This window comes from Leptolyngbya cf. ectocarpi LEGE 11479, from assembly GCF_015207065.1.
GTDB classification, from domain to species: Bacteria; Cyanobacteriota; Cyanobacteriia; order Phormidesmidales; family Phormidesmidaceae; genus Leptothoe; species Leptothoe ectocarpi.
This window is the reverse complement of record NZ_JADEXP010000182.1, coordinates 1-12,489: the sequence shown is the minus strand read 5'-3', so window position 1 is coordinate 12,489 and position 12,489 is coordinate 1. Positions and strand designations below refer to the sequence as shown.

The window sequence follows — 12,489 nt, the reverse complement described above, 5'->3', positions numbered from 1 at the left end:
GCTTAACATTTTTTACTACATATCCATTCCTCACTATCCGAGGTTTTTGCCAATGGTCAGTTTGACGCCGAACCCTAGCTACAGTTTAACCATCCGCATGCATGTGCCCAACCAGACAGGGATGTTGGCAAAGGTGACCCAGGCCATTGCTGAAGCTGGGGGAAATTTGGGGGATATTGATGTCGTTGAGCGGTGTCGAGAAAATGTTACCCGAGATGTCAGTGTTGATGCCGCTAGTGCTGAACATGCTGAGGAAATTGTCAATGCGGTGTATGCCCTAGACGCGATTGAAGTCGTCGAGATCCACGATCGCACCTTCAAACTGCACGAGGGGGGCAAAATCCATATGGTCTGCAAAGCACCCGTACGCAGTCAGGAAGATCTGGCCATGGCCTATACCCCTGGCGTCGGACGGGTGTGTTCTGAAATTGCCAAACATCCAGAACGGGTTTACGACCTGACAATTAAATCGAATACGGTGGCGATTGTCACCGATGGCAGTGCCGTACTGGGGCTGGGCAATTTAGGGCCGGAAGGTGCTCTGCCCGTCATGGAGGGTAAAGCCATGCTATTCAAAGAATTTGCGGGCTTAGACGGCTTTCCCATTTGTCTAGACACCCAGGACACCGATGAAATTGTAGAAACGGTTAAGCGCATTGCTCCCGTATTTGGGGGCATAAATCTGGAGGATATTAGTGCGCCTCGCTGCTTTGAAATTGAGGCGCGGCTGCAGCAAGAACTGGATATTCCGATTTTTCATGACGATCAGCATGGGACAGCCATTGTTAGTCTGGCGGCCTTGGTCAATGCGCTCAAAGTCGTCGGCAAAGAACCCCAGATGGGCGAGATTAAACTGGTGATCAACGGGGCGGGAGCCGCCGGACTGGCCATGGGACGATTGTTTAAGAAAGCAGGGGTCAATCACATTACGGTGTGCGACTCGAAGGGGATTATTAGTCGCGATCGCACCGACCTCAATCCCCGCAAGCAAGAATTTGTTGTCGACCAAAGCGGCACCCTGGCCGATGCCATGGTGGGTGCAGACGTGTTTATGGGGGTGAGTGCCCCCGGCGTGGTCACCGTAGACATGGTGAAAGCTATGGCCCAGGACCCGATTGTTTTTGCCATGGCCAACCCGGTGCCCGAAATCCAGCCTGAATTGCTAGACGGCATTGTGGCCGTAATGGCTACCGGACGTAGCGATTACGCCAACCAGATTAATAATGTGCTGGCGTTTCCGGGGTTGCTGCGCGGCGCGATTGACTGTCGGGCTGAGGCGATTACCACCAGTATGTTTCTCCATGCGGCCCATGCGATCGCCACCCTCATCCCCAACAGTGAGCTGCGACCTAACAATATTGTGCCCTCGGTCTTTGATCAGCGTGTGGCTACAGCCGTTGCCGCTGCCGTTAAACAGGCCGCTCGCGATGCGGGCGTGGCGAGAAACTAGGCTTTGTAAATGATTGGGCTGAAACTGGATTCGGTTTAGGCCAGCCCATAGATGCCAGCCGTATTGCACCTCTCAAACACGATATGGCTGGCTAGCCAGTTAAGACCTGTCGAGGTTAATCTTAACTGCAATGTTATGAAACACACATTCTTTAAATTTTGTACAAATATGTGCAAAGTTACAGCAATTTTTCTAAACCCTGGGCATCGTAGGGATAGTCAGTGACGTATCGATACGATACGACGACCTATGAAAAACCGTTTTAATATTTCACTATCAAATGACAGCGCTACGTGCAGCCTGTGCCAAGACACGCTCCTGCGTCACATCAGCAACAGTAAGGTGTTTTGGTATTGCCCCAGCTGTCGTCAGGAAATGGTGTGCGAAGAGCAACTCGAGCAGCAGCCTGCTCTCATCCCCCACTTTGACCAGGTCAATCATCAGCCGCTGACTCAAATCTCCGTTACTAACCGTAGCCAGCGAGTTAACATTCGAGCCAGTTAATTCATTAATTAAGGGTTTTGTAGTAGAGGCGTTACATGCAACGCCTCTACGCATGCAACGCCTCTTGTACCGCTCCTAACTAGGCGCTCTCCAAAATCCATTGCACCAGTGTGCGTACACCATATCCCGTTGCTCCAGGATTGTTGTACGCATTGTCTTTTTCACTCCATACCGGCCCGGCAATATCTAAATGAGCCCAGGCCGTATCTTTGACAAACTGCTTGAGAAATAGAGCCGCCGTAATGGAACCACCGGGGCGGGGGCCTGTGTTTTTCATATCCGCCACAATCGACTTTAGCCCGTCAAAGTATTTGTCCTCCATGGGCATCCGCCACAGTTTTTCGCCGGCAGAGTCTGCAGCTTTGGCCAAGTTTCCAGCTAACTCATCATCAGGACTAAATAGGCCAGCTAAATCGGTCCCTAGGGCCACAATGCAAGCCCCCGTCAGGGTGGCCAAGTCCACGATGGCATCTACGCCTAGCTTGTCAGCATAGACTAGGGCATCAGCCAGGGTAAGCCGACCTTCCGCATCGGTATTGTTAACCTCAATGGTTTTCCCATTGGAGGCGGTCAAAATATCCCCTGGGTGCATTGCGTGACCGCTGATCATATTTTCGGTGGCGGCACTAATAAAATGCACTTCCACATCAGGTTTGATTTGGGCAATGGCTTTGGCCGCTCCCAGCACGGCGGCAGCGCCCCCCATATCCATCTTCATCAGCTCGATCATGCTGCCTGCACCGGCCTTGATATTGAGCCCGCCCGAATCAAAGGTGAGACCTTTGCCAATCAGCGCCAACTTGCGTTTTGGAGTTGTCTTTGGTGTGTAGGTGAGATGGATAAATTTAGGAGGCATTTCCGATGCCATGGCCACACCGAGGTAGGCCCCCATGCCGAGCTCTTCACACTCTGCCTGCTCTAGTACCTTGAGGGTAAGACCATAATCAGTGGCCATGGTCTCAGCCGTTTTAGCTAGGGCGTCCGGGGTGACCACGTTAGGCGGTGCTGCCACGAGTTCACGCGCTAAGATAACGCCATCACAAACATGGGAGGCTGTTGCTAACGCGTCATCGTATCCTGGTAAGTCCAGTAGGGCCACATCGGTGAGCGCTACTTTTGGGGTTTCTGCATCAGACTTAAAGCGTTTGTCTTCGTGCAATGCCAGGGTGATGCCCTCAGCAATGGTTTGAGTGGTGCGTTCCGGACTGTTATTCCAAATGGGGAAACTGATGCCTAAGGAGGCACACTTTTCGCTTTTGGCGAGTTTAGCTGCGATCGCAGCCGCCCGACGTAGACCTTCTAGCTTAAGTTCTTCGGCTGCTCCTAACCCGACAATAGCCAGCTTACGCACCTGACCACCGACTCGGATCACAGCAGAACTGCCAGCCTTAGCCTTAAAGTCTGTCTCGTCGATGAGTTCTTGCAGTAGTCCAGACACCCTCTCATTTAAATCAGCCAGCAGTCCCGTCAGGGGGAGTGATTCTTCAGATAAACCAATAACAAGGCAATCTCCCGACCACGTTAAACAAGACTTGTCTGATGCTACGAACTTCATTCCCATCTCAGTGCTAATTCCCGTCTTAGTATCTAATGATTTCGGCGTCTTCGTATTGACTGAATATCATATATGGCCCTCTATTATGTTCATAGTTTTTGGCATAGAACACAGCGGGTTTTGTCTGCTTTGACAGCACGGTAGCGCATCCTCGTCTTTTCTGTATCGTTTTTACACCACTGATTTAGCTGATCCACCATGGGAAAACGTCTCATAGAACTAGGTAAAGCCCAGTTACCATTGCTGCTTTTGGGGGGAATCAGTCTGGCCAGTTTGGGGCTGATCGTGTTTTTTAGCCAAGTGGCCAAGCAGGTATTACCGACCGCTCCATCTGGTCAATCCCAACCGCAACAGACAGATTCAACGGTCTTCCGACTGGCACTACAGCCACCGGAGACACGCACTGACATGTTGCGACAGATGATCGCCACCGATCAGAAGAGTCAGGACACGTATCTGGCCAGTTACCTGTTGGCAACGGATTTACTCGCTCAAGGCAACGCCAATGAGGCCCTAACTGTCCTGGATAATCAGGACCCAAGCAATGGTGCAGATGTGCTTGCCCCCTATGTACTTTTAAGGCGGGGACAGGCTCAAGTCTTAGCAGGTGAAGCTCCCACCAGTTGGAATGAGCTGCTAGCAAACTATGACACCCATAGCGCCACTGCGGAAGCTCGCTACGAACTCGGTAAACAGGACCCAGCGCAGTGGCAGGAGCTGGTAACCAAACACCCGAGCCATCCAAGGGCGGTAGAGGTGGCGATGGAAAAGTTAAAAACGGGCACATCCAAAGAGCTGCTCCTACTGGTGGCGGCCCATGGTCTCTATCATGATGACTATGAGGCCAGTCTAGATCGGCTAACTCAGGAGTATGGCCAGGAGCTAACGCCTGAGCAATGGCAAACCGTGGGTTTTGGCTATTGGGAAAATCTGCAATATGGCAAAGCCTCTGAGGCCTATGCTCAGGCGCCCACATCCCCTACCAGTCTCTATCGGACAGCGCGCGGAGCCCAGATTGCGCGGAAAAAGGTGGCTGCGATCGCAGCCTACCAAAAACTTGCCCAAACCTATCCCAGTGCTCCTGAGACCGGTCTCGGGCTGATTAAACTAGCCGACTCTCTGCCAGACAAAGCCGCCCTAGCCGCCCTGGATCAAGCCATCAAAACTTTCCCAGACCGTGCCGGTGAGGCTCTGCTCAAAAAAGCCAATATCCTAGAAAACCTCAAAAGTCCCACCTCTGCCAAAGACGCCCGCACCTCAGTCCTCAGTCAATATAGTGACTCTGAAGCCGCCGCCGAACTGCGGCTGAGCCGAGCCCATAAAGCCGCCAAGGCCAATGACCTAGCCACGGCTCGCCAGCTGGCAGAAGACCTCGTAGCCGCCACCCCCCAAAGCGAACTGGCCGCCGAAGCCAGCTTCTGGTCTGGAAAATGGTCTGAGCAACAGGGACAGGCCGGCCGGCCAGCCTATGAACGCACCGTCGCCCAATATCCTGAGTCTTATTTTGCCTGGCGCTCAGCCGTCATGCTGGGATGGGAGGTGGGAAACTTTGAGAGTGTGCGTTATCTAGCACCGGAGCTGCGGCTGCCCCAACAGCGCGACTCCCTGCCGGCAGGTTCTGACACCCTGCAGCTGCTGTACCGCCTGGGCCAAGATACAGAAGCTTGGAGCCTCTGGCAGACCGAATTTAGCAATGCTCAAGACCCGTCAGTGGCAGAACAATTTACCGATGGTGTCATGCGCGTCGGTGTGGGGGACAACCTCGACGGCATCTTTATGCTCACCAGCCTGGCCTGGCGGGATAAAGCGACCGAAAAAGCCGAATATCAGCAGCTCAAAACAACCGCTACCTACTGGCAAACCGTTTACCCCTTTCCATTTTTTGACCTAATTCAAGCCTGGTCCCAAGAGCGTCAGCTCAACCCGCTCCTGGTCACTGCCCTCATGCGTCAAGAATCCCGATTTGAGCCCAAAATTCGCTCTGTTGCAGATGCCATTGGGCTAATGCAAGTCATCCCCAGCACCGCCGACTGGGTTTTGACCCAAATCGGAGAAAGTAATGACAATATCGACGCCAAGCTAGAAAACCCTAACGAAAATATCAAACTAGGTACCTGGTATCTGGACTACACTCACCGGGAATATAGCAACAATTCCATGTTTGCCGTCGCCAGCTATAATGCGGGGCCTGGTAATGTAGCCGACTGGATTGCCAAGGGATACGGTGATCCAGATGTATTTGCCCAGAACATTCCATTTCCTGAGACCCACGGCTATGTGGAGGCCGTCTTTGGTGGCTATTGGAACTATCTACGGCTCTATAACCCGGCCATCAATCGCCAAGTCGCCCAATACACAACCCAAGCCGTCCAATAGCAATACGTCTAACCGGACCCCATAGGTTAGATCCGTTAGATCCGTATGACAGCCCTATGCGATTCGAACGGTTAACTCTACAATGGCAGGTAAACGCCGAGGATACACGTAGACGGACCAATCGGGGAACCCATATTGATACAGGCTATGCAATTTTTGTAACCTGTTAATGCTTGAATCGCTCATCTCCAAAACACAACCAGCAGAGTAACGTGACTAGCTACAGCACCGTTCAAAAGCAGCAACTGAGTCAAATGGGCGCTTACCTGCAAGAAAAGCGTCAGGAACAGGGAAAGTCTTTAGAAGACATCTCCCTACAGACCTATATTCGGGCTAAGTTGTTAAAATCCGTGGAAACCGGTGACACGTCCGATTTACCTCAGCCAATCTTTGTTCAGGGTTTTATCCGTCGCTATGCCGATGCATTGGGCTTAGACGGGGCCAATTTTGCTAAACAATTTCCGGTCCACTCTATTCCAGATACGCCACGGCCTGTGCCTCGACCGGCAACTAAGATAGACATGTCCTATCAAACAGCCGACCAAAAAGCACCGGTCCAGGCGAAGCCTACGGCACAGAAGCCAACCCCCGTCCAATCAAAGCCGCCTGTAGGAGCCCTACCGCTGCAGAGTGAGCCTCGTCTTAGCTCTACTACTACTAGCTCCCCCCCTGTGGGCAGTAGTGTGGTTACTCCATCAGAGACTGCACCACCAGAAACTGCATCAATCAAGACTGCAGAGACTGCATCGATCAAGACTGCACCACCAGAGCCTACCGCTGAAAAGATATCGCCGCCCCCTTCCCCAGAGGCCCAGAGCCCGGAGCCTACCAAGAATCTCACCCTGGAGGATCCTGCCCCCATGAGCAACCGGGAACTGGCTGACGCAGGGCTCAGCAACCTGGGGAATGGCAGCACCGGCTCTAGTAGTCGCTCTAAACAAAGCGCCCCCTTGGGACAGGCCGCGCCTCTGGCCGATCCGGTTTCTGCGTCTCCTCCGGCAGGCGATACTCCCATGGCACGGGCTCCCGTAGGGGAAAGTCTTGCAAGTGGTTCTGACTCTAACGTCAACTGGTTGCCTTGGGGCATTGGTGCCGCAGTGCTAGTGGGTGCGATCGCACTGCTCGGTCCTAGACTATTCGGTGGCAGCTCTGACCAACCCACCGAGCCTACCGAGGCCGCTGCTCCCCAAACTGAGGTCGTCCAGGCCCCTCCACCAGCTCCCGAGCCCGAGCCTGCCGTGAGCGACGCTCCGGTCAATCTACAGGTGGAAATCACTGAAGCTGGTCCCTCTTGGATGAGCGTGACTGTTGACGGTGAGGTGGTTTTTGAGGGGCTGCTGGATCCTGGAGCCGAAGAACTTTGGGAAGGTCAGGAATCGATCTCTATTAACGTTGGCAATGCCGGAGCTGCCATGGTTTCAGCCAATGGTAGTGAACCTGTCCCAGCTGGCAATCCGGGGGGAGCCGAGTTTTTGACTTTTACTGCGCCGAGCCCTGCGGCTGAATAGCTGGCTGACGCCCTGTATGGTTGCATCGGATTTGGACGCCCATAGGCCAATCACAGCGATACAATACAAAATATATCTATACACAAGTCGGCACCGCAGCCCATGACGTCCAACTTAGAGACGGTAGAGTCCACTGAGCAGGTCGATGATTACCTCAACGAACTGCCCGATGAGATAGAAATGTCCCTCTTCGACCATCTCGAAGAGCTACGGATGCGTATTTTCTATTCTCTGCTAGGCGTTCTGGTGGGGGTGATTGGCTGTTTTTGTTTCGTTAACCGCATCGTTTCAATCCTTGAGATTCCGGCCCAGGGAGCAAAGTTTCTACAGCTTTCCCCCGGTGAGTATTTCTTTGTTTCCATCAAGGTGGCCGGTTACAGCGGCATTTTAGTGGCCAGCCCCTTTATCATTTATCAGATTGCTCTGTTCGTTTTACCCGGCCTCACCCGACGAGAGCGGCGGCTAGTGGGTCCAATTGTCCTGGGTTCGAGCGTTCTCTTTGTGGTAGGCATCTTTTTTGCCTATATTGCGCTCATTCCCGCTGCTCTAAATTTCTTTATTAACTACGGCGAGGGCGTCGTTGAACAGCTGTGGTCCATTGACCGCTACTTTGAGTTTGTGCTACTGCTGCTATTTAGCACTGGCTTAGCTTTTCAGATTCCGGTTATTCAGTTCATGCTAGGGCTACTGGGCATTGTGAACTCTGAGACGATGCTCAAAGGCTGGCGTTCGGTTTTACTGGGTGCCGTGGTGCTGGGGGCGGTGCTCACGCCGTCTACTGACCCCATCACTCAAAGCCTGCTGGCAGGGGCTGTCTTGTTTTTGTACTTTGGCGGCATCCTGGTGGTCAAAGCTATTGGAAAATAGTGCAGGGCAAAATGAACGACTGGGGCTGAATCGGTCAGCGAGTCCGCAGCATACGCAAGACGACGTTTAATTGGATACTACTGTTTTAGTTGTCTTTCGGCTAAAAGCTGTGTAGCCATTTCGGTACGAGAAGAAACTTCAAGCTTGCGGAATATTTTTTTTAGGGCTTGCTTGACAGAGTTCTCAGTGATCCAAAGTTCAGCACCGACTTCTGCATTTTTCTTCCCTAAAGATACCAGTTCTGCTATCTGACGCTCGCGAGCGGTAAGGCGTGCTGATAGCGGCGTTGTATCACTGTTAGCCAAGTTTGTTGCGAAACTGGAAGATTGTTGGGGAGATTGTTGGATACGCACAGTCGCTGCCCATACCGATAAGTGCAGACACATCGCACTCGCGTCGGCTAGATCTTGGTTGTTAAATGCAGGCTGAGACCTCTCTCGAGTGCATCCCAACACGCCGACTAGCTGTCCCTTGGTAACGACCGGGCCGGCCATCACATGCCAGTGATCTGGGCGAGGGCAGATGATTTGCCAAGCTTTGGGTGAGGTTACAAGGCTTTCATGAACTGGGGCGTGTTGCTCGGCCAGATAACGAGCAATTGGGTTGCGTTCAGTCGAAAGGACGGTGTCTACCGCCTTTTTAAGAGTGGGGTTTAGGTTGCGCTCTGCGGCGATGCGGTCGAAGAAGAAGATGCCTGAGCGAGTTGCTGAGAAGTGTTCTCCAATTTTTGGCGCAACTTGCGATCGCAACTCATCTTCGTCCGCCGTTTGGTTAATCGCTTGAAACAGTCTCTGCAACTGGCTTTTCATCTGGCTTCTTATGCTTACAGCAAATGAGTGCACTTTAAAAAAGTACCCCAAAAAACTATCCGAAAAAAGACTACCCGAACGTGGTCTAGGCGTTATCCGAGCCTCTCTCTATCGTAGATGGCATAGATGCTCACTGGCATCGTTCAAGCCTCTCTAATTTGGAGAAAAAAATGACTGAACTACAAACTGACTGGCCACATTACGTCATCGGCATTGTCATATACCCCGGTATGACCACCCTGGACATAGTTGGCCCTCAAACAGTATTTGCTGGATTGCCCAACGTTGAAATTCACCGCGTTTGGAAAACGCTAGCGCCTGTTACGGGAGACGATGGCATGGTGATTGTGCCAGATACTACTTTTGCAGATTGTCCACCTGTCGATGTCATCTGTATCGGCGGTGGTCGCGGACAGAGCGCCATTATAGATGACGCCGAAGTGCTTGATTTTCTAGCGTCGCAGGGCGAAAAAGCGAAGTTCGTAACCTCTGTTTGCGGCGGCTCTGAGTTTCTTGCAAAGGCAGGGCTACTCGAAGGTTATCGCGCTGCTACGCACTGGGCCGCACGTCCACTGCTAGCCAAGTTGGGCGTTGAAGTCGGCACGGAGCGCGTGGTCGTAGATCGCAATCGGATGACCGGCGGTGGCGTTACCGCCGGAATTGACTTTGGGCTAGCGGTTGCGGAAGCTCTCTATGGTGCAGATGTTGCCAAAATCAGCCAGCTTTTGATGGAATACGATCCGGCCCCGCCGTACGATGTGGGCTCGCCCGAAAAAGCTGGGCCTGCGCTGGTAGAAAAAGCGATGCAGTACATGGCTCAGACAATGGGTACCACGCTATGACGACGCATCACCCTTCTGAAGGATTGTCTATCGCAGCCGATGACGGGAAAAGCTGGGGACAAGTAGGCTTCTTAGCAATGGCTATTCTATTCAACCTTTGCTTAGTTGCTCAGCTCCTAACCGTTGGTCTCGCCGTCTTTTCAGATGCAAGCTGGTGGCAGGTTCATGTCTGGCTTGTTCGCGGCTATGGGGGTATGGCCGTGCTACTCCTGATGGGGGTTTTGGTAACGCCTTTCCCAAAGCGGGTTCAAACACTAACGAAAGCGATAGTGATTCTGCTGCTCTTGCAATTTGCGACAGCGCATATTCAGCAGCCACTGCCGTTAGGCGTCCTGCATCCGCTCACCGGATTTACCTTGTTTACGACATCTACAACACTGGTTCATCGAGCAATGTCATTTGTGATGGGCCACGCGGAGAAGAAGAATGATGAGCTATAGTCACCCAGACAGCTTGATAGAGACCCAATGGTTAGCGGCGCATTTGAACGGTTCCTCTGTGCGCATCGTTGAAGTTGATATGAGTCGAGAAGCCTGTGAGAACGCCCACATCCCAGGAGCCGTTTTCTGGAGCATCCCCTCAGATTTGATGACGCCTGATATGAGTATGAACTTAGATGCTGGGGCACTCTCCGCCCTGCTATCTAGGTCTGGGATTACTCCTGAGACCACCGTAGTCGCCTATGGCAGTAATCTAGCGACGAGCGCAACTATTTTCTGGCTGCTAAAACGGTTTGGACACGACAACGTATATGTGCTCAACGGTGGACACCAAAAGTGGATGGTGGAGGGTCGTCCGATGACGTCAGCGCTATCAAACTTTGAGCCTGTTCAATATACAGCGCCTGCCTCTAGCGATCTCAACTATCGAATCCTCACCGCAGAAGTCCAAAACCTGCTTCACCGGTCAGACACAGTCATCCTCGACGTGCGGACATCAGCGGAATATAGGGGGGAAATTTTTATGGAAAAGCCGCCCGAGGGTAACGAACTCGCAGGCCATATTCCAAGTGCTGTGCATCTTGAGCATACGCTGGCCCTAAACAATGATGGTACGTTCAAGTCAGCAGAAGCGCTTCATAGCCTCTACGCTCAGCAGGGCATCACCAAAGATAAAAGAGTTATTCCCTATTGTGCTGTTGGAGCACGTTCAGGCTTTATCTGGTACGTGCTGAAGTATCTATTGGGCTACCCTAAAGTCCAGAACTACGACGGCTCTTGGAATGAATGGAGCCGGTTACCTAATGTCTCGATTGAATAGCGGCTTAGCCCATGCAGGTAAGGAGGTAACCATAGTTAAATTGCACCATCATATGTCTACTGACAAGTTGAATAACTAACGGGTGTGATTTTCGATATTTAACTTTTCGCAGTCACGATTGTTGTTTAAGACTTGGAGCAAAAAGGATTCTGGCAGAGTTGTGCGGCATAGCTTGGCTACATCAAGCCCCCCTCGCCCTCCGACTTTGGCACCGCTGAGGTTAGCATCACTGAGGTTGGCATCGAACATGAAAGCATCATTAAGGTCTGCACCCCTAAGATCCGCACCCTGACTGCCTGACACAAGTATCTCAAATCCCTATTCTGCTGTTGTTAAGCTCATTGGTATAGAAAATGCAGGTTCGGAAGCTGAAAGCTTTGACCTGAGAGGCCTACAAAATCCGAAGACCACGAAAGAACTAGGGTTTAGCATCGATATGTCAGGCTGCCAGAGGGAAGCTCAATCTACCCCAGAGCCCTCTGAACTTCCGGTCTCATTACTTTTTAAGCCCTAGAATGTTCCTTAGGAAAGAAATACGGTCTTCATTGGGTGGGAGGAGATTCTATAGAACTTGCACAAGTGGTTAAATTAATGTAAGGCGATATCTTAATCTTTTCTTGACTAAATAAAATCAAAAACTTGCTGACCAATATTAATGAATTTTATAGCGATCTGGATATCTTCATCGACCTTGTCTAAGCGTGAGCGATTAGCAGCTCTCTTGGAATCTGCAAATGTCTCTATACGGGAGCGAAGCATTAAATATTTCTCAGTTATCAAATCGGCAACAATTTTATTCTCGGAAGAAAAATCATCAAGGCATATTTTTCTTCTCAGTCCTAGCAATTGAGCTTGACCATGGTATGCGAGAAATACTTTTAGGAGAGAAGGAACAATACCAAAGATAGAATCTTGATTTAATCCTAAAGTAGTGTCAGGATTTTTCCCCTTGGATGCCCAAATAACTGCATGAGCAATGTACATATCTTTAATTGCTTGTCCGAAAAAGGTCCTAAATTCATCTACTTCTTCTATCTGACCAATCGATTTTTCTGGATGCGCGATGGATACATCCATTGCGCGAGCTGCAGTCTCAAAAATAATATTTAAGGCTCTTATAAGAAAAGGAGGGTAGGATTCTATATTAGTTTTAGTATTATTTGTCAGAGCACATTCAAAGATTATAAGTGGTAAAATGCCTCCTAGAGAAATTAATCTTAGGAGTAAAAGTCTTTCTTCTCTATTTAAGATATTTGAATGTTCATTACTCTGGAAAATGCCACTTATTTTATTATTAATTATATTAAAGAAATCATAG

12 protein-coding genes are annotated in these 12,489 nt (G+C 51.0%); 8 read left to right on the top strand and 4 right to left on the bottom strand.

Translation table 11 applies throughout. From position 1 onward, the window contains the following. Both IQ260_RS18225 and IQ260_RS18220 read left to right on the top strand, forming a co-directional pair. Positions 1 to 1,450, top strand: a 1,450-nt coding sequence (locus tag IQ260_RS18225) for an NAD-dependent malic enzyme (RefSeq protein WP_322744994.1), incomplete at its 5' end; no start/stop codon positions are given. A gap of 249 nt (positions 1,451 to 1,699) precedes the next feature. Next, a complete protein-coding gene (locus IQ260_RS18220) occupies positions 1,700 to 1,954 on the top strand; it encodes a hypothetical protein (RefSeq protein ID WP_193994529.1) in 255 nt (84 codons plus the stop codon). A 79-nt stretch (positions 1,955 to 2,033) separates the two neighbouring features. On the opposite strand, the gene IQ260_RS18215 is transcribed toward IQ260_RS18220, so the two are convergent. Then, positions 2,034 to 3,509 (bottom strand): leucyl aminopeptidase, encoded by a 1,476-nt coding sequence (locus tag IQ260_RS18215; RefSeq protein ID WP_193994528.1) that lies wholly within the window; start codon positions 3,507 to 3,509, stop codon positions 2,034 to 2,036. Positions 3,510 to 3,707: 198 nt separating this feature from the next. Here IQ260_RS18215 and IQ260_RS18210 point away from each other — a divergent pair, with 198 nt between their 5' ends. From IQ260_RS18210 to tatC, 3 genes are all read left to right on the top strand, one after another. Beyond that, a complete protein-coding gene (locus IQ260_RS18210) occupies positions 3,708 to 5,885 on the top strand; it encodes a lytic transglycosylase domain-containing protein (RefSeq protein ID WP_193994527.1) in 2,178 nt (725 codons plus the stop codon). A gap of 212 nt (positions 5,886 to 6,097) precedes the next feature. Continuing rightward, on the top strand, positions 6,098 to 7,393 hold the full coding sequence (locus IQ260_RS18205) for a helix-turn-helix domain-containing protein (protein WP_193994526.1): 1,296 nt from the start codon (positions 6,098 to 6,100) through the stop codon (positions 7,391 to 7,393). A gap of 102 nt (positions 7,394 to 7,495) precedes the next feature. Continuing rightward, on the top strand, positions 7,496 to 8,260 hold the full coding sequence (gene tatC / locus IQ260_RS18200; protein ID WP_193994525.1) for a twin-arginine translocase subunit TatC: 765 nt from the start codon (positions 7,496 to 7,498) through the stop codon (positions 8,258 to 8,260). A gap of 77 nt (positions 8,261 to 8,337) precedes the next feature. Here tatC and IQ260_RS18195 read toward each other — a convergent pair whose 3' ends face one another. Then, positions 8,338 to 9,069 (bottom strand): LuxR C-terminal-related transcriptional regulator, encoded by a 732-nt coding sequence (locus tag IQ260_RS18195; protein WP_193994524.1) that lies wholly within the window; start codon positions 9,067 to 9,069, stop codon positions 8,338 to 8,340. Between the two features lie 170 nt (positions 9,070 to 9,239). On the opposite strand from IQ260_RS18195, the gene IQ260_RS18190 reads away from it, so the two are divergent. The 3 genes from IQ260_RS18190 to IQ260_RS18180 are packed head-to-tail and all read left to right on the top strand — an operon-like array spanning position 9,240 to position 11,171. After that, entirely contained in the window at positions 9,240 to 9,911 is a 672-nt protein-coding gene (locus IQ260_RS18190; protein WP_193994523.1) for a DJ-1/PfpI family protein, read from the top strand. Beyond that, positions 9,908 to 10,351, top strand: coding sequence for a DUF6220 domain-containing protein (locus IQ260_RS18185; RefSeq protein ID WP_193994522.1), 444 nt, complete (start codon positions 9,908 to 9,910; stop codon positions 10,349 to 10,351). The genes IQ260_RS18190 and IQ260_RS18185 overlap by 4 nt, the downstream gene beginning before the upstream one ends. Continuing rightward, complete coding sequence (locus IQ260_RS18180; RefSeq protein WP_193994521.1) at positions 10,338 to 11,171, top strand: sulfurtransferase; 834 nt, start codon at positions 10,338 to 10,340, stop codon at positions 11,169 to 11,171. Before IQ260_RS18185 ends, IQ260_RS18180 begins: the two co-directional genes overlap by 14 nt. A 75-nt stretch (positions 11,172 to 11,246) precedes the next feature. Here IQ260_RS18180 and IQ260_RS18175 read toward each other — a convergent pair whose 3' ends face one another. Together IQ260_RS18175 and IQ260_RS18170 are read right to left on the bottom strand one after the other, a co-directional pair. Beyond that, positions 11,247 to 11,474 carry a pentapeptide repeat-containing protein gene (locus tag IQ260_RS18175; RefSeq protein ID WP_322744993.1) on the bottom strand — a complete coding sequence of 76 codons (228 nt, stop codon included), beginning with the start codon at positions 11,472 to 11,474 and terminating at the stop codon, positions 11,247 to 11,249. A 318-nt stretch (positions 11,475 to 11,792) separates the two neighbouring features. After that, positions 11,793 to 12,489: hypothetical protein (locus tag IQ260_RS18170; RefSeq protein ID WP_193994520.1), on the bottom strand; the 697-nt coding region annotated here is incomplete at its 5' end.